The 26,608-nt window shown below is 57.8% G+C and carries 19 protein-coding genes; 8 read left to right on the forward strand and 11 right to left on the reverse strand.

All coding sequences use genetic code 11. The annotated features are described in order from the left end of the window. Nucleotides 1-97: 97 nt before the first annotated feature. From NHH03_RS17815 to NHH03_RS17845, 7 genes are all read right to left on the reverse strand, one after another. Nucleotides 98-367, reverse strand: coding sequence for a hypothetical protein (locus tag NHH03_RS17815; protein WP_253158344.1), 270 nt, complete (start codon nucleotides 365-367; stop codon nucleotides 98-100). Between the two features lie 71 nt (nucleotides 368-438). Then, nucleotides 439-3,540: a valine--tRNA ligase gene (locus NHH03_RS17820; protein ID WP_253158345.1), complete on the reverse strand. Its 3,102-nt coding sequence runs from the start codon at nucleotides 3,538-3,540 to the stop codon at nucleotides 439-441. A gap of 3 nt (nucleotides 3,541-3,543) precedes the next feature. Next, nucleotides 3,544-5,139, reverse strand: a complete 1,596-nt coding sequence (gene cimA, locus NHH03_RS17825) for a citramalate synthase (RefSeq protein ID WP_253158346.1) — start codon at nucleotides 5,137-5,139, stop codon at nucleotides 3,544-3,546. A 465-nt stretch (nucleotides 5,140-5,604) separates the two neighbouring features. Then, nucleotides 5,605-6,012 (reverse strand): hypothetical protein, encoded by a 408-nt coding sequence (locus tag NHH03_RS17830; protein ID WP_253158347.1) that lies wholly within the window; start codon nucleotides 6,010-6,012, stop codon nucleotides 5,605-5,607. 102 nt (nucleotides 6,013-6,114) lie between these two features. Then, a complete protein-coding gene (locus tag NHH03_RS17835) occupies nucleotides 6,115-7,425 on the reverse strand; it encodes an ABC transporter permease (RefSeq protein WP_253158348.1) in 1,311 nt (436 codons plus the stop codon). Continuing rightward, nucleotides 7,425-9,143: an efflux RND transporter periplasmic adaptor subunit gene (locus NHH03_RS17840; RefSeq protein WP_253158349.1), complete on the reverse strand. Its 1,719-nt coding sequence runs from the start codon at nucleotides 9,141-9,143 to the stop codon at nucleotides 7,425-7,427. Before NHH03_RS17840 ends, NHH03_RS17835 begins: the two co-directional genes overlap by 1 nt. A gap of 40 nt (nucleotides 9,144-9,183) precedes the next feature. Beyond that, on the reverse strand, nucleotides 9,184-9,375 hold the full coding sequence (locus tag NHH03_RS17845) for a hypothetical protein (protein ID WP_253158350.1): 192 nt from the start codon (nucleotides 9,373-9,375) through the stop codon (nucleotides 9,184-9,186). A gap of 299 nt (nucleotides 9,376-9,674) precedes the next feature. Between NHH03_RS17845 and zwf the strand changes: the two genes are divergently transcribed. Continuing rightward, a complete protein-coding gene (gene zwf / locus NHH03_RS17850; RefSeq protein ID WP_253158351.1) occupies nucleotides 9,675-11,132 on the forward strand; it encodes a glucose-6-phosphate dehydrogenase in 1,458 nt (485 codons plus the stop codon). A 213-nt stretch (nucleotides 11,133-11,345) separates the two neighbouring features. Here the strand turns inward: zwf and NHH03_RS17855 are convergent, their stop codons facing one another. After that, nucleotides 11,346-11,576: an FmdB family zinc ribbon protein gene (locus tag NHH03_RS17855; RefSeq protein ID WP_253158352.1), complete on the reverse strand. Its 231-nt coding sequence runs from the start codon at nucleotides 11,574-11,576 to the stop codon at nucleotides 11,346-11,348. 277 nt (nucleotides 11,577-11,853) lie between these two features. On the opposite strand from NHH03_RS17855, the gene NHH03_RS17860 reads away from it, so the two are divergent. Both NHH03_RS17860 and NHH03_RS17865 read left to right on the forward strand, forming a co-directional pair. Continuing rightward, nucleotides 11,854-12,516, forward strand: coding sequence for an NAD(P)H-hydrate epimerase (locus tag NHH03_RS17860; protein ID WP_253158353.1), 663 nt, complete (start codon nucleotides 11,854-11,856; stop codon nucleotides 12,514-12,516). 371 nt (nucleotides 12,517-12,887) lie between these two features. Continuing rightward, nucleotides 12,888-13,856, forward strand: coding sequence for an SMP-30/gluconolactonase/LRE family protein (locus NHH03_RS17865; RefSeq protein ID WP_253158354.1), 969 nt, complete (start codon nucleotides 12,888-12,890; stop codon nucleotides 13,854-13,856). Nucleotides 13,857-13,965: 109 nt separating this feature from the next. On the opposite strand, the gene NHH03_RS17870 is transcribed toward NHH03_RS17865, so the two are convergent. Both NHH03_RS17870 and hisA read right to left on the reverse strand, forming a co-directional pair. Continuing rightward, nucleotides 13,966-16,035: a prolyl oligopeptidase family serine peptidase gene (locus tag NHH03_RS17870; protein WP_253158355.1), complete on the reverse strand. Its 2,070-nt coding sequence runs from the start codon at nucleotides 16,033-16,035 to the stop codon at nucleotides 13,966-13,968. A gap of 1 nt (nucleotide 16,036) precedes the next feature. Beyond that, nucleotides 16,037-16,765 carry a 1-(5-phosphoribosyl)-5-[(5-phosphoribosylamino)methylideneamino]imidazole-4-carboxamide isomerase gene (hisA, locus tag NHH03_RS17875; protein ID WP_253158356.1) on the reverse strand — a complete coding sequence of 243 codons (729 nt, stop codon included), beginning with the start codon at nucleotides 16,763-16,765 and terminating at the stop codon, nucleotides 16,037-16,039. 235 nt (nucleotides 16,766-17,000) lie between these two features. Here hisA and NHH03_RS17880 point away from each other — a divergent pair, with 235 nt between their 5' ends. The 5 genes from NHH03_RS17880 (at nucleotide 17,001) to NHH03_RS17900 (ending at nucleotide 23,030) form a co-directional block, all read left to right on the forward strand. Next, complete coding sequence (locus NHH03_RS17880) at nucleotides 17,001-18,089, forward strand: LacI family DNA-binding transcriptional regulator (protein ID WP_253158357.1); 1,089 nt, start codon at nucleotides 17,001-17,003, stop codon at nucleotides 18,087-18,089. 238 nt (nucleotides 18,090-18,327) lie between these two features. Further along, a complete protein-coding gene (gene rbsK / locus NHH03_RS17885) occupies nucleotides 18,328-19,347 on the forward strand; it encodes a ribokinase (RefSeq protein WP_253158358.1) in 1,020 nt (339 codons plus the stop codon). 247 nt (nucleotides 19,348-19,594) lie between these two features. Then, the gene (locus NHH03_RS17890) at nucleotides 19,595-20,557 is read left to right on the forward strand and encodes a sugar ABC transporter substrate-binding protein (RefSeq protein ID WP_253158359.1); all 963 of its coding nucleotides are present in this window, start codon (nucleotides 19,595-19,597) and stop codon (nucleotides 20,555-20,557) included. After that, on the forward strand, nucleotides 20,554-22,077 hold the full coding sequence (locus tag NHH03_RS17895; protein WP_253158360.1) for a sugar ABC transporter ATP-binding protein: 1,524 nt from the start codon (nucleotides 20,554-20,556) through the stop codon (nucleotides 22,075-22,077). Before NHH03_RS17890 ends, NHH03_RS17895 begins: the two co-directional genes overlap by 4 nt. Nucleotides 22,078-22,085: 8 nt before the next feature. Next, the gene (locus NHH03_RS17900) at nucleotides 22,086-23,030 is read left to right on the forward strand and encodes an ABC transporter permease (protein WP_253158361.1); all 945 of its coding nucleotides are present in this window, start codon (nucleotides 22,086-22,088) and stop codon (nucleotides 23,028-23,030) included. A 217-nt stretch (nucleotides 23,031-23,247) separates the two neighbouring features. Here the strand turns inward: NHH03_RS17900 and uvrA are convergent, their stop codons facing one another. Continuing rightward, a complete protein-coding gene (uvrA, locus tag NHH03_RS17905; RefSeq protein WP_390895589.1) occupies nucleotides 23,248-26,175 on the reverse strand; it encodes an excinuclease ABC subunit UvrA in 2,928 nt (975 codons plus the stop codon). Between the last annotated feature and the right edge of the window lie 433 nt (nucleotides 26,176-26,608).

Here is a 26,608-nt window from a genome sequence, read left to right on the forward strand (position 1 = left end):
CGAAGCTGCACGACCTCCCCGAGGGGTTGGGCGAGTGAATCGCAAGAACGCCGCTTCCAAACTCTCGCCGCGGTTGGCGCTGCTTTTTAGCCCTGCACTACCACTGCAGTTTCCAGGTGTCGGGGTGGGCATTTAAGTCATACCAGCCGTCAAAGTCGGCGAGACTTTCGCCGGCTGCGAGTTCGATCGCGCCTTGGTCGGCCAGCGAGTGAATGAATTCACCCAGCGATCGGCTTGATCCGAACTCCCAGGCCACCAATTCCTCTTTGCCATTTTCGGCAAAGTGATCGACCGCCAGTTCCAGTAGCACCCGGCAAACACCTTCGGCACCGACATGACCGCGCTGAGTGAGCGCGCGGTCTTTCATCGTGACACGGATCGTGTGGCGTACAAACTCCACCCGTTCGTCGTGGCCGGATTCAAACTCCGGTGCGTGATTTAGTTTGATGACACCTTCTCCTTGAGTTTGCCGATGTCGGCGGTGACGGTGTCACGTTGCTGGACCAACTCGGCCAGTGAACCGCGCTCATTTTCGACCACGTCGGCTGGCGCCCGAGCGACAAAGTTTTCGTTTGACAGCTTTGCTTCTTTACCGGTGATTTGTTTGTTCAACTGGTCCAACAGTTTTTCCAGTCGCGCCAATTCCGCTTCGACATCGATAAACTTTTCGAGGTCCAAGTGGACTTCGACGTCGATCGAGGGCAAGGCCAAGGGGGCATCGGTGGCAAAGCCCTGTGCGTCGGGGCCGATCGCGACAACGTCGGCACCGGTTAGCGCTTCGAAATAGGTCTTCATCGGATCCAGCAACGTTTGGCTGGATGGGCTGCAGCGGATGGCAACGGGCACGGTTTCGCGCGGCGGAATGTTCTGGCTGGAACGGATCCGGCGAATCGCACCGACGACTTCTTGGAATTCGGCGAACTGTCGCTCGATCGTTTCGTCATGGTGCTCGGGCACAGCGGTCGGCCAGTCGGCTGTCATCACAAAGGGCGATGCGGCGGTCGGTTCCAGCCCGCGCTCGGCAGCGAGTTGGCCCAGGTAGCCCCAAATCGATTCGGTCACGAACGGCATGATCGGATGCAACAGTCGTAGCAGGGTATCCAATCCGTGCGCGATCACATTTTGCGTCATCGCACGCTGTGATTCGTCGGCCAACCGCGGCTTTGCGATCTCCACGTAGAAGCTACAGAATTCGTTCCAAGCAAAGTCGTACAAGACTTTTGAGACGTCGGCGAATTTAAACTGTTCGATCCCCGCGGTGACTTGCTCGGTGACCGTTGCTAGTCGACTCAGCAACCAGCGGTCTTCGACCGGCAGGGATGCCACGTCGATCGGCTGGCTTTGGTAGTCTTCCAGATTCATCAACACAAATCGCGCGGCGTTCCACAGTTTGTTGACAAAGTTCCGGCTGGTCTCGAATTTTTCGCTGACCACTGCGGCTTTGGGATGCGCCGTGTCGGCGGCGTTTTCGGCCCACTGCGTCGAGAACGTTTTCTTGCAACCCGGACATTTCACGGTGGTTGCAGTTCGGTTCTTTTTGGTTTGGTCGATCAGTTTTTCACAGTGCGGGCATTCATACTGAACCGGCAATCGAACGTCTTGGGTTTCAGTCGCGATCCGCGCCAAACCAAACCGCAGCGAGTCGGGACCGAATTTGTCGATCACGTCGATCGGGTCAACGCCATTGCCTTTACTCTTGCTCATCCGTTCCCCGTTGCCATCCAAGATGGTCGGGTGAATGAACACTTCGTCAAACGGAACTTCGCCCAGATTGTTCAGACCCATCAACACCATGCGGGCAACCCACAGCGTGATGATGTCGCGCGAGGTGCAGAGGGTGGATGTGGGGTAGAAGTACTCCAGTTCTTTGGTTTGTTGCGGCCAACCAAGCGTGCTGTGTGGCCAGAGGGCGGACGAGAACCAGGTATCCAAGACATCGGGGTCACGCTGCAGTCCCAAGGCTTCGATCTGGGGTTCCAGCGGTGATTCTTCGTCTCTCAGGCAGACAAAAACGTCGAATCCAGCGGCTTGTCCTTCGTCATCGCCGGCGGCCTGGATTTTGGTCGACACGACATCCGGTCCGCCCAGCGCGGTGGCTTTTTCCGCAACCTGTTCGGCTTCGGATTGGCTGGTGAACGTTGCCGTCCAGATCGGAATTCGGTGTCCCCACCACAGTTGTCGACTGACCGGCCAGTCGCGTTTTTCACCCAGCCAATCCAGGTAGCCTTTGCGATACCGGGTTGGAAAGATTTTCACGCGTTGGTCGGACACGGCATCCATGGCCGATTGAGCCAACTGGTCCATGGCGACGAACCATTGGTCGGCCAAATAGGGTTCGATCGCGGTTTTGCTGCGGTCGGACAACGGCATCTCGATGTCACGGTCTTCCACGTCGCCCAGCAAGCCGGCTGCTTCCAAATCCTCAACGACTTGTTTTCGAGCCTGGGGGATCGTCAGCCCTTGATAGGCCGGCACGGTGGCATTCAGAGTGCCATCGGCGTTTAGCAGGTTGATCATCGGCAGCGATTGCCGCTTGCCGACTTCGTAGTCATTCGGATCGTGGGCCGGAGTGATTTTCACGCACCCGGAACCGAGTTCTGGTTTTGCCCAAACGTCGGTCACGAGCGGAATTTCTCGATTGGCCAGTGGCAGCATCAACTTCCGCCCATCGGCCGCCATGTCACGCAACTTTTCCAGTTTAGGCAACATCTCGCTGCGGCGTTTGGCGAGCGCATCCAGCTGGGCTTGAACGTCGGCATGTTCTTTCGTGCTCAACGAGCGACGTTTTTCGATCAGGTCCGCGGCGACTTTGTCCAAGGCGGCTGTCGGGTCGGGGTGCACCGCAACGGCGGTGTCACCAAGCATCGTTTCAGGGCGCGTGGTCGCGATTTCGACGAATTCCGGCTCGCCCGGTTTGGGGTCGATCACGGGATAGCGGAAGTGATAGAAGTGGCCTTTCTTGGTCACGTTTTCCACTTCGTCGTTGCTGACAGCTGTTTGCAAGAACGTGTCCCAGTTGACCAACCGTTTGCCACGGTAGATCAAGTCTTTTTGGAACAGATCGAAAAAGGTTGCGCGGACCGCTGCGCCACAGGTTTCGTCTAGCGTGAACCGCAGCCGCCGCCAGTCGCAGCTGCATCCCATGCGTTTCAGTTGACCCAGAATTCGTTTTTCGTACTGGTCTTTCCAGTCCCAGATCCGCTGCACCAACGCTTCGCGACCGATGTCGTGACGCGACAGGTTTTCCTGTTCCTTCAACCGTCGTTCGACGACGGCTTGGGTGGCGATGCCGGCGTGGTCGGTTCCCGGCAACCACAAGGCTTCGAAACCCTGCATCCGTTTGGTGCGAATCAAGATGTCTTGCAGGGTATTGTTCAACCCGTGCCCCAGGTGCAACGCGCCGGTCACATTGGGTGGTGGGATGACAATCGTGTAAGGCTTTTTATCCGGGCGAACTTCGGCGTTGTTACAACCGGCGTCGTCCCATTTGGCGACAATCTCGCCCGCCTCGGTGGCATAATCAAATCGAATCGGAATCATCTTTTAGGTGGCCGGTGTAACGTCGTCTTTGTGCAATTTGTATTCAAAGGAATCCACCAAGGCGTTGAAACTGGCCTCGATGATGTTGTCGCTGACGCCGATCGTCCCCCAGGACTCGTCTTTGTCACAGCTTTCAATGTTGACGCGGGTGCCCGCGGCAGTGCCGGCACCGTTGTCGACGACACGTACTTTGTAGTCGACCAGTCGCATGTCGCGCAGTTGAGGGTAGGACGGCAATAACGCAGCACGCAGTGCCGAATCGAGTGCATTGACCGGCCCGTGACCTTCGGCTGCATTAAAGCAGTCTTGGTCCCCGATCCGAATTTTCAGGATCGCTTCGGCATAAACGTCTTTCTCGTCCGCCGAGGTTTCGCCGGCAACGACGCGGTATTTTATCGGGCTAAAATGGGGCGCAAAGGATCCGACCACGCGTTTGATCAGCAGGTCAAACGAGCCGCCGGCATTTTCGAATTGGAAGCCTTGGTTTTCCAGACGCACGACTTCGGCCAAGATTTTGTCTTGAACCTCGCGATCGTCTTCGATGCTGTGGCGTGTCGCCACGGCAACAATGTTGCTGCGTCCCGAGAGCTCGCTGACCAAAATCCGTCGTTCGTTGCCGACCAGTGCGGGATCGATGTGCTCGTAGGTCGCCGCCGCTTTGTTGATCGCATGCACGTGCATTCCACCCTTGTGTGCGAATGCGCTTTGCCCGACGAATGCCTGGCCGCCACGCCATTGCAGGTTGGCGGTTTCGTAGACGAATCGGCTGAGTTCGGTCAGTGGCTGTAAACCGCGACCGTCTAGCACGGTGTAGCCCTGTTTTTTGAGCGCCAGATTGGCCATCACGGAAATCAAGTCGGCGTTGCCACAGCGTTCGCCGATCCCGTTGATCGTGCCTTGGACCTGTGTCGCGCCGGCGTCGACAGCGGCCAGCGAATTGGCGACAGCAAGTTCCCCATCGTTGTGGCAATGGATGCCGAAGGTCACGGCGGGGAAATCTCGCAGCGATTCAATCGCAGCCTGGGTGATTTGCGCGATCTGTTCTGGCAGGGAGCCGCCGTTGGTATCACACAGTGACATCACCGTCGCGCCGCCCTGGGCGGCGGCCCGCAACGTTTTCAGGGTGTATTCCGGGTTGGCAACGAAGCCGTCAAAAAAATGCTCGGCGTCGTAAATGACTTCACTGTGAGCGGCCAAAAATTCGACGCTTTCGCCGATCATCGCCAAGTTCTCTTCCAACGAAACCCGCAGGACTTCGGTGGCGTGGTAGTCCCAGGTCTTGCCGACGACCGTGATCACCGGGGTTTCCGCTTTGACCAGAGATTGCATTCCGGGGTCATCCGCCGCTTTGACGCTGCGGCGACGTGTCATCCCAAAGGCGCAAATCTTGGTTTTGCCCAAATCAAACTTGCGGATCTGTTCAAAAAACGCGACGTCTTTTTCATTGCTCAGCGGGTAGCCACCCTCGACAAAATCGATGCCCGTTTCCGCCAATCGGCGGGCAATTTGCAATTTGTCATTGAGCGAAAAACTAACGCCTTCGCCCTGTGAGCCGTCGCGCAGCGTGGTGTCGTAGATTTGGATCGGTGTAGAGGTCATGTCGGGCTTCATTTACGAAAAAACCCCCGAAGCCGGATAGCCACGGGGGAATGACAGGTCGATTTGCACAGGGATTTCAATCGGTGCGAAAGGTTTCAATTGCGTTGGCGAGAGAATAAGGGGTCACCCATCACCCGTCAATCACGCCCTCCGGCCGACCGAGTTGTCCGTCGGTCGCGGTGTTGGTGTGGAGGATTTATCCGACCAGTATTGATGTTTCGAAGTTGCGATTTTATGGCAACCCGACGCGTCGCGGGCTGTTGCTTTAATCTTCGAAGGCAAATTAGCGTGGGAATGGTAACCCGACGCGTGAGCGAGGGACTTCATCAGATCCCTCGCTCACGCGTCGGGTTGCGAAAAACCCATGCCTGACGCGAAATCGCGACTTCAAAAGCCACCCATCGGGTTACGAAAGACCAACGGCTCTGCCAAATACGAAAGCTTCAACGCGCCGTCTCGCCCCAGCTATTTTCCGCCAGGTGCTTTCAGATTCTGGGCGTGCTGGCCGTAGCGGGATCGCTGGGTCACCAACAGATTCCAGCCATAGACGGCCAGAAACGCCACGCAGATCGTCACCATCAAACAGACGATTCGGGTGTCGTGCAGGTTCACCGCGCCGGCGTGTCGCCACAGTGACAAGAAATGGGCCAGCTGGCCAAATCCAATCAGGCAGCCGATCGCGCCGATGGTGGCGGCCGATCCGAGTGCCTGGCGGCGGCGGTGTGGGTTCAACGCCACCACACCAAAAAACAGAATCGGGATGCCCAGCATCATCGGCAGAAACAATAGCGGTGCCTTCTCCAGCGATCCGAACAGCGCCATCGCGGTATCAATGCACAGCAATAGACCAGAGACAATGCCAAATCGAGCCATGTACGTTATCGACACTTATACGCTATCGAGACTTTCGAGGGATTCGACCAACCACCAATTCAATCTATCTATCAACTGCGTCAGATGTCAGGCCTATCCGCATCACTGTTTTCGCAGCGCTTCGATCGGACTCATCGATGCCGCTTTGTAGGCGGGATAAACGCCAAACACGATTCCGATTGCCACCGAGATACCGAATGCCAGACCGATCGAAACCAGGCTGGTATCGGTCTTCATTCCCACGGCCAGTGTCACTACGATCGGAATGCTGACACCCAAAACGATGCCAAAAACTCCGCCCATGGCCGATAAAACCGTGGTTTCCAACAAAAACTGGCGGATGATGTCACGCCGCTTGGCTCCGATCGCGCGGCGGATGCCGATCTCGCGGGTCCGTTCGGTGACAGTGGCCAGCATGATGTTCATGATGCCGATCCCACCGACCAGCAGAGAAATCCCGGCGATCGCCCCCAACACCATGTTCCAGATCCGTTTCTCATGCTCGGCTTGGGCCATCAGTTCGACCGGAACCAGCACCTGGTAATCCGCTTCGGGGTGTTTCTTTTCTAGCAAACCACGCACCATTCCGGCTGTTGCTACCACCCGATCGGTGGCCTCGTCACCTCCGGCGACCGCCAGCGTGACTTCGCTTAATTCCACACGCTCGTACTCGCGACTGCCGCGGGCACCTTTTCGCGACAGAAAACCGAATCTGGCGCGGCCGGTATCGAGAGGAATGAAGATGTCTTGGTTGGCATCGCTGCCCTCGGACTGTGACGCTGTGGCCAATCCACTGTCGCCGGCATCCAAAATCCCGACCACGCGGAACGCAATGCCATCGATCAGGATGGGTTCATCCAGTGGATCAGTAAACCCGAACAACTGCGACGCAGCCGACGCGGCTAGCACGCAAACGTTCGACATGGATTCCAGATCATGCGGCTGTAAGAAACGCCCGCGATGGACCGTCATGTTGCGGACGTCCTGCAGTCCTGGTGTCGTCGCCAACACCCTGGCTTGGTCGATTCGATTGCCCTGCCGGGCCACGTTTTGCAGTTTCATCATCACTGGCACCACGCGATCGTTGGTGGGGATCGATTCCAGTGATCGCAAATCGGCATAGGTCAATCCGAACGCGTTCACTTTGTAGCGGCTGTCGGTGACCATCGCAGGCTGCGTTCCTGATCCGGCATCGCGCCCGGTCTGGCCGCTTGGTTTGACCGTTCGCACGATCACGTTGTTGGCGCCTAGCTGGCGAATCCGATCCAGCGCGTCTTGTTTACTGCCTTCACCGATCGACAGCATCGCAATCACGGACGCCACACCCAAGATAGTGCCCAACAGTGTCAGTGTGCTGCGCATTTTATGCAGCAGCAGATTGCGAATGGCTAGCTTCAGTGTCGACCACCACATCAGGAATCGCCACTCAACAGTTCGTCGATGAAGCCGCGGGGGTTCAGGGTGACCGATTCACCGGTGTCCAAGCCGCCGACGACTTGCACGACCGAATCGTTTTCGCGTCCGATGTCGACCGGGCGTGGCACCAGTTGTTGATTCTGGTGAACAAGCACCCAGTTCTGGTCATTGCGTTCGATCACGGCTTGGCGCGGCACGGCCAGGGCGTCATCAATCGAATCGATCAGGATTTCCGTGACGGCGGTCATCCCAGGTTTCAACTGCTCGACTTTGTCGTCAATCGTCACGATCGTGCGATAGACTTTGGTATCGCTTCCCCGCCAGCCGTTTTGATCTGGCAGCACGGCGATCGAGTGCACCGTTCCGGTGTATTTCTTTTCCGGGAACGCGTCGACAGAAACCCGGGCTTTCATGCCGATTTGAATTTGGTCCATGTCCGATTCATGGACCGCGGTCTGGACCTGCATCTCTTGCAGCGACGGCAGCGACATCAGGTGTTGGCGATAGCGGACCGGCACACCCTCGCGGACTTCGTCGTTGGCATCCGAGGCATAGGCCACCATCCCCGCTTCGGGGGCGTAAACTTTACAGGCGGCCAGTTGTGTCTTGTAGCGTTCGAGTCGTTCCTCTTCCTTCTTCAGCGATTCGGTGCGGGCACGCAGGATCGCTTGCACCTGAGCCATTCGGGCTTCGTTGTTTCGCAGGGTTTGTTCGAGCGCTCGTTCAGCGGTCGCCATCTTGCCACGCAACGTCAGCAATTCCATCTCACGTTCGTAGTTCTCTTTCTTGGCCAACGTGGCGAGTGAGGTTTCCAATTTATTCAACTGGGCCGCGTATTTGCCTTCGGCCTGCAGGAACGCCAATTCGCTTTTGCGAAGTTCGTTGCGGTTGGCATAGCCCAGTTTGTACAGCGAATCGATTCCGCGGCGGTCATCGCGACGCAGTTCGAGCGTGGCCTGGGCTTCCAGGATCTGGTTATTCACATCGTCGATCGAACGCTTGATTTCCTCAACGGCCAACTTGTGCGTTCCGCTTTCCACATCGCTAAACATTTCCAATTCCAGTCGAGCGAGTTGGACCTTCAATCCGGCCTCCGCCTTGCTGGTTTCGTTTTGCACAATTTGGTTGCTGTAGTTCGCTTCGGCTTGGATTTTGGTCGACCGCGCGTCTTCAGTGTCCAAAATCTGTTCGTCATAAGCTTCACGCATCGGAGCGGACTCCATTTCGACCAACAAGTCGCCTTTTTCGACGCTGCTGCCGTTGGGGATGATCCACAAGATTGGCGTGCCGTTGATCCCGTCACGCTGCACGTCTTCCACCATGCAGTGGATTTCGCGATTGAGCTGACTTTCCAAATTGCCCCGCTCGATCACCGTGACCTCCATGTCTTGGCGGTCAACCAGGTGCAGTAAATCGGTCTGCTGAAAAGTTTTCTTGCCGTTTCCCGGCAATCCGAACCAGGCGGTCGCCAACACGCAAACCACCGCGATCGCACTGACGACCGGCAACCAGCGGCCGCTGCCAGGTTTGGCGGCTAACCGAAAGGGTCTGGATTTCAGCTTCACGGGCGGCTTGTCATAGTCGTCGGCCGGCCGCTGCGGCACGGCGTCGTGTGACTGATTTTGGGAATTGCTGCCGTGTTGGGGCGAAGGTGCGAGTGCGACTGAAGACGGCGTTTGGGTCGCTGGGCTTTCTGGTTCGAGCAGAGCGGACATGTGCTATCTCGGTAGGGCAAAGGCGGGAAGTTTCGCGTTGTCAATGCAGTAGCGACGTCGTCCGGTCCGCCAATGCAATCAATTGCAATGGCGATTGATGGGGCAGATCGCTGGGGATCACACCGGCAAACATGTCCACAACCCAAACGGTGGTTGAGATCGGGGCATATCCAGGGCCGGTCAAAATGCCGGAGCGACAAATCGTCAAAGGTGGGATGAATCGGTGGGACACCAGACGTTGGTGCCGACGTGTCTTCCGGCTCGCTTGAGCGTGCGGAATGGGGATCGTCGGCCGACGGTGCAACTGTAGTGTACTCGACTGTGCAGTGTCTGTCTGTATCGCCTAACTTGGCCTGCTGCTGCGATCCGAACAGCCGCTACGGATGTGTTGTGTGGATAAAACGGAACGCGCCGATCGTGGGCCCGGTGGTGAGTGCCCCTAGCGACCAATGGCCGAGCGGGCTACGCTTCGTCCAAGCGATGGCGGCTTCGCGAAATGACCCACTTCATGCTTGAAAATCGCCCGATTCAATGGCCTACACGATCGTAATTTTTGGCGCTTCTGGGGACCTTACCAGTCGCAAACTGATTCCCGCACTCTACAGCTTGTTCAAGAAAGACAAGCTGGACCAACTGGTTCGAATTGTGGGGGTTTCTCGATCGCCATTCGGGCACGATGAATATCGCCTGGCGCTGCGCGAAACGACGAAGAAATTTGCCGGAAAGTTGTTCGACGAAGCCAGTTGGGACGCTTTTTCCGAAAACATCTATTACCAGCCCGGCGATATCAAACAGTCCGCCGACTTTGACGCACTCGCGGGCTTTCTGAGTGAGATCGAAGAGGGCCAACCGGCTGGCCGTGTGTATTACCTGTCGACCATGCCGCAGTTGTACGAAGAAGCCATCGTGCAATTGGGGGGCGCCGGATTGGCGGACGACAGTGACGGTTTCCGCCGCGTGATCATCGAAAAACCGTTTGGCACCGATCTGGCAACCGCGCAGGCACTTAACGAATCGATCCACAAAGTCTTTCGCGAAGACCAGATCTATCGCATCGATCATTATCTGGGCAAAGAAACCGTCCAAAACATTTTTGCACTGCGATTTGCCAACTCTATCTTTGAACCCCTGTGGAATCGCAACTACGTCGACCACGTGCAAATCACGGTGGCCGAAGAAGTGGTGATCGGACGCCGCGCGGGCTACTACGACAGCGCCGGCATCCTGCGTGATATGTTCCAAAACCATATCCTGCAGCTGATGATGATCACCGCCATGGAACCCCCGGCGCGGTACGACGCTGCACTTGTCCGAGACGAAAAAGTCAAAGTGCTGCACAGTGTGCGGAAAATGACCGGCGCCGATTTTGCCTCCAATACCGTGCGTGGGCAGTACCATGGTTACCTGCAAGAGGAAGGCGTGCCGCCGGGCAGCCAAACCGAAACCTACGCCGCGCTGAAACTGTACTGTGACAACTGGCGCTGGAAAGGTGTTCCGTTCTACCTGCGCAGCGGCAAAGCCATGTCGTGCCGGACCACTCAAATTGTGATCCAATTCCGTCAGGTCCCGCACATCCTGTTCGGCGAAAAGACTCGCACCCCGGTTGGCAACCGATTGGTGATCCAAGTCCAACCGGCCGAGGGCATTCAGCTACACTTTGAAGCCAAGGTGCCGGAAAGCGAAATGAAAACGCGGACCAGCACGCTGGACTTTGATTTCAACGAAACCTCGGGCGGGACGATGCCCGATGCCTACCAGCGACTGCTGCTGGACGCGATCTTGGGTGACGCCAGTTTGTTTGCTCGCAGTGATGAAGTCGAACTGGCATGGGGGATCATCGATCCGATTCTGGCCGCCTGGCGCAGCCCAGCCGCGCCACAATTATTCCCCTATGAACCCGGTTTCTGGGGGCCTTCGGAAGCCAACGGCTGGATGGGCGACCAGAAACGCGAATGGTTCGACGTCTGCCCCGTCCTCACCAAAAGCTAGCAGTAGGCCAGGTGCAACCTGGCGATCTGTTTCGACAGCTGAGTTTCCAACGTCATAGCAAGCGGAAATCAGCCGAGTGCAGTCATGCAGGGTTGCGATGGGGCCGGACGCTACCACGAACCGGCTGATTCGGTGACTGGTGGGTGGATTTTCAGCGGGGGCAGGCGGAAATTTTGCCACTTCAAAAGGTGTCCGATGGCCCCGATGGGTTATCTAACCACAGGTGCCGCCGCCACAGCAGCGTGGCGCGCCGCATGATTCTCCGCGGGCAGCGACCGGCAACGACGACGAACCGCCTTTCATGCTGGGCGCCGACGGCGCGCTCATTAGCCGCGTCAATTGATCGTTACCACAATCAGGACAAACAGCAGGTTCCTCCGGCGACCGCACCAACAGTTCCACGCTGTGTTGGCACCCGGGACATTCGAATTCGTACAGCGGCATCGTCTCACCTTGGTAATCACTGTAAACAACCGCTACCTTTCAGCGGTAGCAACATTGCATTTTTAGCCGTTCGTCTTCCCCTGGCAAGCGCCCTCGGCCGGAAGTCTTAAAGTTGCGCTTTTTATCACAACCCGACGCGTGAGCGAGGGATTCTGGGTGTGAACGGGATCCCTCGTTGACGCGTCGGGTTACCAAAAACCAATGTCTGACGCGAAAGCGCTGGCTTCAAGAGCCCCGTCCAGCCACCTGCGACAGACACGCCTCCATGGTGAACCGAATGAAACGAGATCAAGTCCGACAAATCGACCAGATTGCGATCGACGAATTCGGTCTTAGCGGATTGGTGTTGATGGAAAACGCCGGTCGCGGCGCCGCCGATCGAATCGTGACGCATTACCCAGCGGAAAAGTCGGTCGGCATCCTGTGCGGAACCGGAAACAACGGTGGCGACGGCTATGTGATCGCCAGGCACTTGCAATGTTGTGGCATGGATGTCCGCATCATCTCCCTGGTCCCACTGGAAAAGCTCACGGGAGATGCTCGCAGCAATGCGGAAATTGCTCAGCGGGCTCAGTTGCCGATTGCAATCGCCAGCGGTGCCGGCGACCTGCGGAGTTGGATTCCAGCCAACCGGTTGGTGGTCGATTGCATGCTGGGAACCGGTGCTTCCGGAGCACCGCGTGGCCTATACGCGGATGCCGTCCGAATCGCCAACGGAAGTGATGTGAAACGGATCGCAATCGATCTGCCGACGGGCCTCGATTGCGACACCGGACAAGCTTACGAGCCGACCTTTCAGGCCGAGTTGACGGTGACCTTTGTGGCTGAGAAAGCCGGTTTTGCAAACGCAGCTGCCCGGTCCGTGTTGGGACGAGTCGAAACGGTCGGCATCGGAGTGCCTCAGATCCTGCTCGATCGCTTTGGCGTCAAACCCGCCTAGCGAACCACCAGACGCACGTTTCACATTGGCAGGTTGATCACAAACGCGACGCGGGAGTCTTGAAGCCAGCGTTTTTATGGTAACCCGACCGGGCTGTTGATTTAATTAGCCGGTCGCTAGTTGGTGTGGAGGATTTATCCGACCGGCCTGATTCTTCGCAGAAAACCCTCACCCGAGTCGGATAAATCCTCCACACCAGCGCCGTTGAAGTGACGCGTCGGGTTACCAAGAAGATCGATACCCCACGCAAAAACGCAGTTTCCAAACGGCCTGGGCAGGGGTGTTTTGATTTGCTGGGGTTCGCTGTAAGGTGCTGATCGCCGTACTTTTCCGATTCATCGACGATCAAACTAACATTCAAAGGTTCTGTCGTGGCCAACGTCATCGAAGCAACTCCGCTTAGCGTTCCCGATTCCGATGCGCTCCGTTTCTTGCCTGAAGGCCCCTACCAGATTGCTCCCGGCCAGTTCTCCTGGGTCGGCATTCAGCATGGCAGCGATGCCAACCACGGCAGCTTGAATCGCTACGATTTTCAAACCGGCCAAAACATTTCGATCGACCTGCCCGGTCGGCCCGGGTTTGCGTTCCCGTGCAGCCCCAATGCCGGCGCTGCCCTGGACCGATTCGTGGTTGGTTGCGAACGATCGCTAGGGTTCGTTGATCTGGAATCCAAACAATTCACACCGTTCTGTGAGGGTGTCGATGGCGATGTGACGGGAACGATTATCAACGACGGTTTGGTGATCGACGACAACCTGATTTTTGGGACCAAAGACTTGGAGTTTGCGACCAAAAAGGCGGGCCTGTATTTGTATCGCGGCCGGGATCAGAAATTGATTCGTTTGCGCGACGACCAGATTTGCAGCAACGGCAAAGCCACGTTATCGCAAGACGGTCAGTTGTGGTTAGTGGACATCGATTCGCCGACGCGACAGGTCGTGCGGTATCAACTGGACATCGACGGCGGTTCGCTGGGACCGGCCGAAGTCGTGTTGGATTTGACCGCGGATCCGGCCGTACCCGATGGAGCCATTTTGACGCCGGACGGCAGCGGATTGATCGTGTCGATGTTCTTGCCCCAGGCTGCCGCCTATGGGGAAACCCGACTGTACGATCTGACAACCGGCCAATGCCAAACCATCTGGCGGACGCCGCTATCCCCACAGAACACCTGCCCGGCATTGGTCGCCGAGAATGGGACGTTGAAGCTGGTGATCACAACCGCGGTTGAGAACATGACGGCTGATGATCAAGCGGTCTGCACCAACGCCGGACGTATCTTTGTCGCCGACAGTGGACTGGCCGTTGGTTCTTGGAACCCACCCCAGTACCGCGGCTGATCACGCCGGGTGTTTGTGTTGGTGTGGAGGATTTATCCGACCGGGTACTAAATCAAAACCGGCACAACAATCAGTCGGATAAATCCTCCACACCAACGCCGCAACAGGCTTATTCCGCGTTTGGCAGTTTCCATTGCTCGTCGAAAAATCCTTGCGCGGCGATCTCGCCGGCATAGATCGAGTCGTCTTCGCTGGTCACATCCAAGACTGCCCAATCGGGCAGCATCGCAATTTGGCGGGAATTGCTGACGTTGGAAAAATCGCGAAAGGTCATTCCACTGTTCACGACGATGTAACGCTGGGGATTCAGCGGGTTCGGGTAACAAAAAACGGGCGCATGTCGAACCGGATCAAATTTCTGGTCGCCGACTTGCAATGTTTCTCGCGTCCACTGAATCGGCAGTCGACCGGCAATGTCGAATAGAAAACGATTGCTGGAGAAATCGCCGAAACAGATCAGGTTGCAGGTTTCAATCTGGTCGTCGGTCAGATCTCGGTCCATCACCACCGTCACATCGCCTCGCATCAGTCGTGTCCAGCGCTGACGCGCGTACTGCGTTTCACGATCGATCCATCGCTGCACGCGGCCATGTCGCGCAGGTCGACTCGGCAGCACGATGACAAAGCGATCGCAGAACGCGTCGTCGATCGGCCCCTGCAATCCGGGTCGCTTACGCGGCACCCCGGCATCATCCGCTTCATCGACCGCCCATTGTCCTGCAGCGGTCTGCACCAATCGGCACTGGAATCCCCGCAGGTTTCCCGAATCTTGCACCTCAGACGTCTCGCCATCGATCGTGATCGTCACCGGGCCTTTGCGTCCGGGCCAACCAATATCGGAAAAATCAAGCTCCAGGTGGGTGATGCCGTCGGTTTCGATCGCCAGTGACTTTGCATTGTCATCCAAACGGGCTTTGACCGTTGACGCATTCCAGTGTTGTTGCAGTCCGGTGATGCGAATCCAATCGGCGACGTTGTATCGCAGTGTGTAGGTGACGAAATCGATGTCTTGCTTCGGACCGGATTCGCGCTCATCCGCCCATGCCGCGATTTGGGCGTCGATCGTCTGCTTCGACGACTCGTCGACTTTGTGTCCCATGTCTTTGCCAATCACATAGGGAAACTCAATTCCCATTGATTGGGCTCGCTCGACGACGCGATCCGCCGCCTGTTTTTGTTTATCGACCTCGCCGCTGTAAGCAATCGTTTTGGTCAGTCCAAGGTTTTTGGTCCAGGGCAACACGTCGTACCAACGCAGCAATTTCTTGGCCTCCGGCGTGATCTCAAACGGCGTCTGTTCGGTCCATCCCTGGTATTTCAATGTGTCAACAAACCCGGCTCCAGGATTGGCAGCCAACCAATGGCTCGGATCGTGGACCGCCAAGTGCCAACAACCGGCTCCTCCCATCGAAAAGCCACGGATCGAGACGCGAGTCTGGTCGATGGCAAACAAACGCTGCGCTTGCTCCATCGCTTCATAAACATCGGTTTCCCCAGCAAACTTGAACGCGTTGCAGTGCCGTCCAAATGGGTGCAGCACGAACGTTTCGTCGGGAGCGTACAAGCCGACTTTGCTCATTCGCTCGCTTAAAAATGGGATCTCCGTCTTGGTGTCGCCGCGACCGTGCAGCCAGACATCCATGCGATGTGGGTCCTGGACGGTAGCGAGCGTGAATCCGGCTGGAACCACAATGCCAAACGGCTGGACCGAATCGTCGATGCGGGACACAAATCCGCCGACCAGCGGTTGCGGCTCGGAATTTTTGGCCGGATCAAAACCCAGCAACTCCAACCCTCGCGTCCCCGCGCCGACTGCGTCCAGACGGCGCCGGGCTTCGTCCAACAATCGACCGGCGTGATCGATCTCGGACTGCTTGTAAAACAGGTTCTGGTGAAGCGCCAATCGAACCGCGCGGACCAAGACATCGATGTCACTTCGCCAGGCTGCCGAATCGGGGGAATGGGTGGCGGCGTTTTCAATCGCCGCGCTGATTTCATCCACACGTTGGGTCAGCGCCAGGCGTTGCTGTGCATCGATTTTTATTCCTGGTGGCGGTAGTTGTTTGAAACTCGAAGTGGGACTTTGGGCGGAAACATCGCTCAAAACGACCACCGACGGACACAACATTGATCCCAGCAACAATAGCAGCGTCAGCGATGAAAAACGTGGCAACGGCATCTTATTTGTCTCCGGCGATCTCAATGACTTCTTCCAATTGCATCACGCCATCATAAATGGAGCGACCGACAATTGCCGCCGGCATTTGCATCTGCACCAATTTGCGAACGTCGTCGTAGGTTGTCACACCGCCGCTGGCAACCAACGGGATATCGGTCGCCGCCGCCATCTGGGCGAGTCCTTCAAAATTAGGTCCGCTCATCATGCCATCACGCGCGATATCGGTATAGATAATCGCTGCGATGTTCTCTGTCCGGCCGCGTAGATCTTGTGCTAATTCGATCGCCGGCGTCGAACTGGTTTCCAACCAACCGTCGGTGGCGACCATCCCGTCGCGGGCATCAATCCCTGCAGCAAGTTGTTTGGGATAGGCGTCACACATCGATGCAAACCAATCGGGTTGCTTGAGCGCCGCCGAACCCACGACCAAACGGTTCAATCCCAGCCCCAACAGGGACTCAATCGCCGCTTCGTCACGAACGCCGCCACCCATTTGACAAGGCAGACCTGTCTCGGCGACGATCCTGGCAACGGCTTCGCGATTGGCCGTCGGATCATCGCCTTTGGCCGCATCCAAATCCACTAAATGCAACCGTTTGGCGCCGGCGGCTTGCCATCGTTTTGCAAATTCCACCGGGTCGTCGCCGAACACCGTTTTCTGGTTGTAATCGCCTTGGCGCAGACGGACGGGTTTTCCATGTCGAAGGTCGATTGCGGGCCAGATTTCCATATCGCTGGTAGGTTCCGGGTGAGAGTGTCGGTGGTGAACAGATCGGTGCACTGAATCGGGTATGCTAACGCGAGTTGGCCGCGCGCGTGCAAGCGTGTGCCGTCAGCCACAATGTATCGGCGACCGGGAAAGCCTTGCCAAGGGAGGCAACGATGGTAGACTCCGCACAAACGTTTGTGCACGTGGAAAACGGTCGCGACACTCGTTCCAGGATCACGCTAGGAAGTTGAATTTGATGCCGTCACCGGAGCCACTCAAGAGCGGGCCGATCACGTTGCGAATCGTCGCCGAAGCGGCTGGCGTTAGCATTTCGACGGCCTCACGCGCGCTCAACGGCCAAGCCCGCGAGTATCGCATCAGCAAAGCCACCGAGGAAGCGGTCCAGCGGGTCGCGGCGGAATTGGGGTTTCAACCCAGCCAGGTCGCTCGATCGCTGCGGCTAAAACGCAGTGGATTGGTGGGCGTGATCGTGCCGGACATTTCCAACCCCTTTTTCTCGGCCATCGCTCGCGAGGTCTCGCTGGGCGTCGAAGCGGCCGGCTATTCCGTTCTGCTGGGTGATAGCCGCGAAGAAACCACCATCGAAAAACGTTTGGTGGCTCAGTTACAGGCGCGACAGGTCGAAGCCCTGTTGGTTTGTCCAGTGGGATTGGAATCGCAGCACCTGGTCCAACTGGATCAATCGGGTTTGCCGGTGGTGGTCGCCGACCGGGTGTTCGAAGACATCCAATTATCCAGTGTCACCAGTGACAATGTGGCGGCCGGCCGGATTGCCACCCAAGTGCTGATTGATCATGGTCATCGCCATTTCGGAGTCGTGTCGGGAGTGCGGGAAAGTTTGCCGACGCGGCATCGATTGCAAGGCATTCGGCAAGCGATGCTGGCCAACGGTTTGGAATTGGACGCTTCATCGATTGCCGGTGATTCCTACACCAATGAAACAGGTTACCAATCCACACGGGAATTGCTCGGGCGCCATCCCGAAATCACGGCCTTGTTTGCGATGTGCGCACCGCTGGCCGCCGGGGTCCTGCGAGCCCTCTCGGATTTGGGCTATGCCATCCCCATGCAAATGTCGGTGGTGTCGATTGACGATCATCCCTTTGCCGAACTGATGAAAACACCGTTGACGGCTGCGGCGCAGAACATCGAGCAACTTGGTCGAGTCGCGGCGGAAGTCTTGCTGGAGCGACTGAAGCAAAAACGCGCCAAAGACAAAACGCTGTCCACCGGCCCTGGGCGCGGTCCAGTCTGTCATCAAGTCCCCGCGTCGTTGTTGGAGCGAGCTTCGGTTGCCGCACCGCGCCCGACCAGTGAGTTTTGAAGCCAGTGTGTTCGCGTCAGGCACTGGATTTTGGTAAGCGCGACGCGTGAGCGAGGGATCCCCCCAACACCCTAAATCCCTCGCTCACGCGTTTTGAAGTTGCGCTGACGCGTCGGGTTACCATAAAAGCGCAACTTCAAGACATGCCGTGTCGGCACTGAAATTGATTCTCTCGCGCACAACGCCGTGGTAGTCACTTTCGCACCAATCGTTCGTCTTCCCCAACCCTGTTAAACCGATGCCATCCGATCCCGCAATCCCTCCCGGCCAACCGATCGTCACGGTGCTTGGTTCGGTCAACATGGACCTGGTGATTCGTTGCCAGCGTTTGCCGGCGCCGGGGCAAACGGTGATGGCGCGTTCGATGATCGAAGTCCCCGGCGGAAAGGGGGCCAACCAAGCGGTTGCGGCGGTTCGCAGCGGTGGCAACGTACGGATGATTGGGCGCGTCGGCGATGACGGTTTTGCTCCCAAATTGATGCAGACATTAATCGACGAATCAGTTGATTGTCGGCGGTTGCTGGTGTCGGCAAACTGCGAATCCGGGCTGGCCCTGGTCGGTGTCGAAGACAGCGGAGAGAACTCCATCATCATTGTTCCCGGCGCCAATGCACGGGTCACCGCCCAAGATGTCCTTGAATCGAACGAATTGATCCAAACCAGCGCGGTGCTGATGGCTCAATTGGAAACGCCGACGGAGGCCGTGATTGCTGGGATTCGAATCGCTCGACAAGCGGGTGTAAAAGTGATGCTGGACCCGGCACCAGCCAGCGAGGTTTTGCCGCGTGAGCTGTTTGATGTGGATTTGATTTGCCCCAATGAAACGGAAGCCACCACGATCGTCGGCGGAACATTGGAAACAATCGATGACGCCGTCGTGGTTGCCAAAAAACTTCATGCCTTGGGACCCCGTGCGGTCGCGATCACCCTCGGTGCACGCGGCACGCTGCTCTATAATGGCAGCACCAGCGAATTGATCGAATCCATTCCCATCAAATGCGTCGACACCACGGCGGCCGGTGATGCCTTTGCCGGCGCGCTGGCGGTGCGCTGGGCGGAGACTGGCGACCTGGTGCAATCGATTCGCTGGGCCAATGTCGCCGGCGCCCTAGCAACCTCCAGTTTAGGGGCCCAACCCAGCCTGCCGACTCGCTCCCAAATCGATACCGCCATGGGCGTGAGCCCATGGGTGACCTCAAGCGATAGGCCGGAGGCCGACACAACCTCTGCCGGTGGCGTCAGCCACCGGAAAGAGTGACAATGAGATCGCAAGCCCCGGAGGGGCGACACAGATGGACAACTGTGTCGCCCCCTCCGGGGCTTGGCGGGTTCGTTAACCAACCCCTTTGGTGCCAAAGTAGATGGCATTGGACTGACGCCACCGGCAATTCATGTGTCGGCCTCCGGCCTGGAGGGGCCAATTCGACTGACCCCCTTTCCGTGGCCACTTGCGTCCGGTCCCTGCCCGTTCCTCCCGCTTCCGTTCCCTCCACGATAGGCTCACCATGCGCAGCGCCTGGTTTTCAATTGCTCTGTTAGTTTTGTTCGTTGGCTGTTCGTCCAAGTCGTCGACCGCGCCGACCGGTGGCGATCAAGACGCTTCCCCGGCGCGTCCCAAAGTCGCTCTGATTATGAAATCGTTGGCGAACGAATTTTTTTCTACGATGGCCGACGGCGCCAAGACGCATCAAAGCGAGCATGCCGATCAATACGATCTGGTGGTCAATGGGATCAAGGACGAGCGTGATTTGAGTCGTCAAGTTGCGTTGGTCGACGAGATGGTTGCCGCCGGGGTGAGTGCCATTGTGATCGCCCCGGCCGATTCCAAAGCCCTGGTGCCGGCACTGCGAAAGGCCAAGGAAAAGGGGGTGGTGGTCGTCAACATCGACAATCGACTGGATCGTGACGTGATGGAATCCGAATCGGTTCAGATCCCATTTGTCGGTCCCGACAACCGGGCCGGCGCCCAGAAGGTCGGCGACTTCCTGGCGACTCGGCTACAGAAAGGCGACAAAGTGGCGGTGTTGGAAGGCATTCGGACTTCGTTCAATGCCCAACAACGTCACGCAGGTTTTTTGGCGGCGATGAAGCAAGCCGGTGTGGAGGTGGTGTCCAGCCAGAGTGCCCAATGGGAAATGAGTCAAGCCAATACGATCGCCGCATCGATGTTGAGCGAACATCCGGAAATCAAAGCCATCCTGGCGGCCAACGATTCAATGGCGCTGGGGGCCATTGCCGCGGTCAAGTCTGCCGGGCGCGCCGATGACGTGTTGATCGTCGGTTTCGACAATATCTCTGCCGTCCAATCAGCCATCCGCGACGGCAAAGTATTGGCGACTGCGGATCAATATGGTGGCAAGCTAGCGGTGTTCGGAATCGAAACGGCGCTGCAACTGGTCAATGATCAATCGGCTGCGGCCGACGACGTCGAAACGCCTGTCGACCTTGTGACCGCTGAAACCCTGTGAGTGAATTGTTAGCGGTCACCGGGATGACCAAACGCTACGGCAGCGTCACGGTGCTGCGCGATGTGGCGTTTGATCTGAAAGCCGGTGAAATTCATGCGCTGTTGGGTGCCAATGGCGCCGGCAAAAGCACCCTTTGCAAGATGGTCGCCGGCCTGACCGATGTCAGCGGCGGACAGATGCAACTTGGCGGCGAACCCTACGCGCCTGCCGATAAACCGTCTGCCGAAACGGCGGGCGTCCAGATCGTGCAACAGGAATTGAACCTGATTCCGACCTTGAATGTCGCCGAAAACCTATTGCTGACTCGATTGCCGTCGCGCTTCGGGATCGTCCAGCACGGGGACTTGCACCGCCGCGCCCGAGCGGCACTCGATCGATTGGGATTGTCGGATATCCAGACGCATACCCAGGTCGGCCGGTTAGGTGTTGGCCGGCAACAGATGGTCGAAATCGCAACGGCATTGGATCGCCAGTGCCGTGTCTTGATTTTGGACGAACCGACCGCAGCACTTAGCGGTAGTGAAACCGAGCGGCTGTTCGAGCAACTGTTTCGATTGCGAGAACAGGGCGTCGGCATGATCTACATTTCGCACCGCTTGGACGAAGTCAAACGGATTGCCGACCGAACCACGGTGCTGCGCGACGGCAAATGGGTTTGCACCCAACCGACTCGGGAAATTTCGACCGACGACATGGTGGATCTAATGAGTGGTGGTGGGACCGGCATGGCCACAAAAACCGCCAGCGCCAGATGCCTCGGCCCAGCCGACGCGCCGGTATTGTCCGTCGATTCGTTGACCTGTGGCATCGTCCAAGATGTCTCGTTTGCGGTCCGAGCGGGTGAGACGTTTGGGATCACGGGATTGGTCGGATCCGGCCGCACCGAACTACTGCGAGCCATTTTCGGTGCTGATCCAGCCGATTCCGGCAGCGTCACCGTTGGCAACCGCGACGCAACACGGTTTTCGCACCCGGCTGATGCAGTCGTCGGTGGACTGGCGATGGTGACCGAGGACCGCAAGCAAAACGGATTGCTATTGGACCAATCGATTCGCAGCAACACCGCGATCAATTCACTCGCACCATTCTTTTCCCGCTGCGGAGTCGTCTTGCAACAGCGAGAGCGAACGGCCGCGCAGTCGATGTGCGAGCAGATGGACACTCGCTGTACCGGCATCGAGCAAATCGTCGGCACACTCAGCGGCGGCAACCAACAAAAGGTGGTGGTCGCAAAATGGTTGACCCGTGGCGCAGATGTGTTTTTGTTCGACGAACCCACACGTGGGATCGACGTCGCAGCGCGGCGCCGGATTTATGAAATGATCGATGCGCTGGCGTCCCAGGGCAAAGGCATTGTGATCGTCAGCAGCGATCTTGAAGAACTGTTTGAAACCTGTGACCGCATCGCCGTTTTATCAGCCGGGCGATTGGTCCGTACGTTTGATCGGTCCGGTTGGTCCGAAGACGCCATTTTGCAAGCCAGCTTTGAAGCCCACCGCAGCGACGCGGCGAGAACATGAAACACCAATTGACGCAATCTGTTTTACAGTACGCCGGACTCCTGGGAGTGCTGTTGCTATTGATCGCCGTGTTTTCATTGAGCAGTGAAAACTTTTTCCAGATGCAGACGCTGGTCACGATCGCCAATTCCAATCCCGATCTGATCTTTGTGTCGGTCGGGATGACGATGGTGTTGATCGTTGGCGGAATCGATCTGTCGGTCGGTTCGGTGCTCGCGCTCGGTTCGGCGGTCCTGGGCGTGTTGATGGTCCACTATGAATGGGGATTGTTGGCGGCCCTGCCGGTCTGTCTTTTGGCGACCGGATTGTGCGGATTGTTCAACGGCATGGTCTCGGTTTGGTTTTCGATCCCCTCGTTCATCGTCACACTGGGGATGTTGGAAATGGCTCGCGGCGGATCAAAGGTCCTGACCGATTCCCAATCGTTGTACATCGGTCGTTCGATCGAAGGATTCGGGGAACCGTTGCAGTCGATTTCGCTCTCACCCGCATTCCTAGTCGCTGTTGGCAGCGTCATCGTCGGCCAATTTTTGCTGACGAAAACGGTGTTTGGACGTTATCTGGTGGCCATCGGTACCAACGCCGAAGCGGTGCGGATGAGTGGAATCCGTACGGCGCCGATCACCGTGGCCGCGTTTGTCATTAGTGGCGTGCTGGTCGGGATGGCGGCGCTTGCGCAAACCAGTCGACTCTCCACAGCCGATCCCAATGCGGCGATCGGATTGGAACTCGCAGCCATCGCGGCCTGTGTGATCGGTGGCACCAGTTTGATGGGCGGTCGCGGCAGCGTGATCGCATCGTTTATCGGCGTGTTGATCATCGCCGTCCTGCAATCCGGACTCGCTCAACTGGGCGTCGAAGACGCGACCAAACAATTGATCACCGGCGCCGTCATCATCCTAGCCGTCCTTTTAGACGCCCTCCGCAGTCGGTTCGGAAAATCAGACGCGTAGATGGGTAGGAGTATGAGTGACAGAAAAATAGGGGGCAGAAAAATAGGTGTGGGTTACGTCCGCTGATTGCTTCATCGACTTTCTCGATCGAATTGGGTCAACGTCGCCCCACATCGCATCACCTTCCATACACTCCGATCTCAGCACTGAAATTTTTCTGCCACTTATTTTTCTGCCACTTATTTTTCTGTCACCCTCTTTCCCAACCAATCACTCTTCACTCTCCCCGACCCATTTCCGCCGCCAGCACCTGCCCCGTTTTACTCTCCGCTGTCTCAGCGAGTTGTTTGGGGGTGCCGATCGCGACGATGTTTCCGCCTTCGGCACCGGCACCGGGACCGAGATCGATCAGGTGGTCGGCGGACAGCATTAGCAGTGGATTGTGTTCGACGACCAACAGCGAGTGGCCATCGGCGATCAAGGCGTCAAAGCAGTCGACCAATCGAATCAGGTCGTCAAAGTGCAATCCCGTGGTGGGTTCATCCATCACGAACAGCGTGCGTTTGCGTTTGGCCCCTGCCAAGAAAGCGGCCAGTTTCAGACGCTGGCCTTCACCGCTGGAAAGCGTCGTCGCGGATTGGCCCAGCGCGATGTAGCCCAGTCCGACATCGATCATTCGTTTCAGTCTGGCTTGGACTTTGGTCGACCCGCGGAAAAAATCGTAGGCAGCATTGGCGCTCATAGCCAGCACTTCGGCCATGTTTCGATCGCGGTAGCGGACTTTCAAAATATCGTCCCGGTACCGTGATCCCCGGCACTGCGGACACTGCATCGAAACGTCCGCCAGGAACTGCATGTCGATCTGCAACACCCCCGCGCCTTCGCATTCCGGGCATTGGCCTTTGTCACTATTGAACGTGAAGTGGCTGGCCGTCAAACCGCGCGCCCGCGCCTCCACACTTTCTGCGAACACCTTGCGAATGGCGTCAAACGCTTTGATATAGGTCACCGGGCAACTGCGCGGCGAACGACTGATCGGTGACTGGTCCACCAACGCACAGTCTTGGATTTGCCCCAGACCGGTTAGCGATCGATAGGGAAGCGGGCTGGCGGCTTGGCCCAGTTTCTGTGCCTTGATCGCTTCGAACAGCGTGTCCTGAACCAGCGAGCTTTTTCCGCTGCCCGAGATCCCGGTCACCACGCATAGCACGCCCAGCGGAATGTCGACATCGACGTTCTGTAAATTGTTGCCGGTGGCACCGCTGAGTGTGATCTTGCCCTGCGGCGAGCGGGGTTGGTGGTGCCGCAGCGTTTGCCCGCGACGCCCCGACAGGTATTGCCCGGTCAAACTTTCGGCGTTTTTTAGCATTTGCTTGGGCGTGCCTTGGAACACAATTTCGCCGCCCCCGGCACCTGCCCCCGGTCCGATCTCCACGACTCGGTCCGCCGTCTCGATCATCGTTTCGTTGTGTTCGACAACGATCACGGTGTTTCCGCGGTCGCGCAACGAGCGGATCGACTGAGCCAATTGTGCCACGTCGGTTGGATGCAGTCCCGCCGTGGGTTCGTCCAACACATACAGCATGTTGACCAGGCTGCCGCCGAGCGCGCCGGTCAAGGCCACCCGCTGGGTCTCGCCACCGGACAGGGTTCTGAGTGGGCGGTTGAGTTGCAGATAGCCCAGTCCGACCGACTGCAGGTAACCGATTCGGTCGTCGACTTGGCGCAGTGGTTCGTTGGCAATCTGGCGAGTTCGTTGATCCAGCGGTGCGTCACGGAAAAACTGTGCCACTTGCCGTGCCGGCATCTGCAAAACGTCTGCGATCGAGTGACCCGCGATTTGATAGGCCAGCGCGGTCGGTTTGAACCGTTTGCCCTGGCAGGCATCACAGGTGCGATAGCTTCGATAGCGTGACGTAAAGACGCGGATGTGCATCTTGTACTTCTTGCGTTCCAGCCACGCGAAAAAACCATCGAGTCCGCCGAAGTCACGTTCCGGCACGCCGCGCTGAATCAACCGCAGGTGTTTCTTTTTCAGTTTGGAAAACGGCACGTCGGTCGGCAGGTCGTAGTCCGCCGCCAACGCTAACAACTCCTCCAATTCGTGCGCATACGACGGCGTGTTCCAAGGTGCGATGGCGCCTTGGGCCAATGTCAGGGTTTTGTCGGGCACCACCAAATCCATGTCGACGTCGACCAGTTCACCAAAGCCTTCGCAGGTTTCACAGGCGCCCAGCGGATTGTTGAAATTGAACAGTCGCGGCACCGGGTCGGGGAAATCCAGGTCACAGCGGTCGCAGCGGCGCTGGTCGCTGATCAATCGCCGCAGCCAGCTACCGCCGTCGATCTGCACGCGATGCCCCTGGTGCAGGTCGGCCTGCTGTTGGTTGTCGGCGGACGATTCGCCCGTCGCCGCCGGATCGATCTCGGTCAGCACAACGGCTTTGCCATGCCCCTCGCCCATCGCCGTCTCCAGCGACTCGGTTAGCCGAGACAATTCCGTTGACGGTCCGATGCGGTCGACGATCACCACGCACTCGATTCCCTTGCGACCGATTTTCTTGGCCAGCGCAGCGCGGTCGGCATCGGACAGGTGAAACGATTGTTCGCCGACCACCAGTCGCAGGTAGCCTTCCTGTTGCAGCCCCATCAAGATTTCGCTGCCCGCGGCGCGATCGGGCAACCAGACTGGGAATCCGATCATCGCCCGCTTTTGGATCAGCGCCAGTTCATCCGCGATCACGGCGGGGTCGTCGGCAACCACCGGTTGTCCACATTGCGTGCACAGCAGCGTGGCGCATTTGGAAAACAGCAATCGCAAGTGGTCCGCGATCTCCGTCGTCGTGCCGACGGTGCTGCGGTTTGTTTTCGATCCGCCGGCACGCGTGACCGCGACCGCCGGTGGGATGCCGTCGATCGAGTCGCAATCGGGTTTGTCCAAACGCTGCAGAAATTGTCTTGTGTAGGCCGAGAAGCTCTCGATGTAACATCGCTGGCCTTCGGCATACAGCGTGTCGAGCGCCAGCGAACTCTTGCCGCTGCCGGAAAGCCCACAAAAGGCGATCAGTTTGCCGCGCGGCAGATCCAAGTCGACATTTTGTAGATTGTGGACTCGGCAACCGCGAATCGAAATGTTGGCGGTCGAAGACGGAGCGGAGGGGGACAAGCGGCAGATCTCAACATCAGAAAGAAAGCAATCAAGCATAATCCAGCACCCAATCCTATCGCCAGTCACCGTTGGTGTGGAGGATTCATCCGACCCGGGCCGGTCGGAACCCTGGCGGGATCCGCTACGGGGCGCTCCGATCGTAGCTGGACCGGCCACGGTTCAGATTTCCTGTGATCTCGCGGGCGGTCGGAACCCTCGGCGGGATCCGCTACGGGGCGCTCCGATCGTAGCTGGACCGGCCACGGTTCAGATCTCCTGTGATCTCACGGGCGGTCGGAACCCTGGCGGGATCCGCTACGGGGACGCTCCGATCGTAGCTGGACCGGCCACGGTTCAGATCTCCTGTGCACTCGCGGCCAGTCGGAACCCTCGGCGGGATCCGCTACGGAGGCGCTCTGATCGTAGCTGGACCGTCCACGGTTCAGATCTCCTGTGCACTCGCGAGCAGTCGGAACCCTGGCGGGATCCG

This window comes from Stieleria tagensis (assembly GCF_024129865.1).
GTDB lineage: Bacteria > Planctomycetota > Planctomycetia > Pirellulales > Pirellulaceae > Stieleria > Stieleria tagensis.

Bases quoted from the DNA above. Each gene is read 5' to 3' on its own strand.
- NHH03_RS17815 (WP_253158344.1), bottom strand. From the start codon at position 367: ATGAAAGACCGCGCGCTCACTCAGCGCGGTCATGTCGGTGCCGAAGGT.
- NHH03_RS17820 (WP_253158345.1), bottom strand. From the start codon at position 3,540: ATGATTCCGATTCGATTTGATTATGCCACCGAGGCGGGCGAGATTGTC.
- cimA (WP_253158346.1), bottom strand. From the start codon at position 5,139: ATGACCTCTACACCGATCCAAATCTACGACACCACGCTGCGCGACGGC.
- NHH03_RS17830 (WP_253158347.1), bottom strand. From the start codon at position 6,012: ATGGCTCGATTTGGCATTGTCTCTGGTCTATTGCTGTGCATTGATACC.
- NHH03_RS17835 (WP_253158348.1), bottom strand. From the start codon at position 7,425: ATGTGGTGGTCGACACTGAAGCTAGCCATTCGCAATCTGCTGCTGCAT.
- NHH03_RS17840 (WP_253158349.1), bottom strand. From the start codon at position 9,143: ATGTCCGCTCTGCTCGAACCAGAAAGCCCAGCGACCCAAACGCCGTCT.
- zwf (WP_253158351.1), top strand. From the start codon at position 9,675: ATGGCCTACACGATCGTAATTTTTGGCGCTTCTGGGGACCTTACCAGT.
- NHH03_RS17855 (WP_253158352.1), bottom strand. From the start codon at position 11,576: ATGCCGCTGTACGAATTCGAATGTCCCGGGTGCCAACACAGCGTGGAA.
- NHH03_RS17860 (WP_253158353.1), top strand. From the start codon at position 11,854: ATGAAACGAGATCAAGTCCGACAAATCGACCAGATTGCGATCGACGAA.
- NHH03_RS17870 (WP_253158355.1), bottom strand. From the start codon at position 16,035: ATGCCGTTGCCACGTTTTTCATCGCTGACGCTGCTATTGTTGCTGGGA.
- hisA (WP_253158356.1), bottom strand. From the start codon at position 16,765: ATGGAAATCTGGCCCGCAATCGACCTTCGACATGGAAAACCCGTCCGT.
- NHH03_RS17880 (WP_253158357.1), top strand. From the start codon at position 17,001: ATGCCGTCACCGGAGCCACTCAAGAGCGGGCCGATCACGTTGCGAATC.
- rbsK (WP_253158358.1), top strand. From the start codon at position 18,328: ATGCCATCCGATCCCGCAATCCCTCCCGGCCAACCGATCGTCACGGTG.
- NHH03_RS17890 (WP_253158359.1), top strand. From the start codon at position 19,595: ATGCGCAGCGCCTGGTTTTCAATTGCTCTGTTAGTTTTGTTCGTTGGC.
- uvrA (WP_390895589.1), bottom strand. From the start codon at position 26,175: ATGCTTGATTGCTTTCTTTCTGATGTTGAGATCTGCCGCTTGTCCCCC.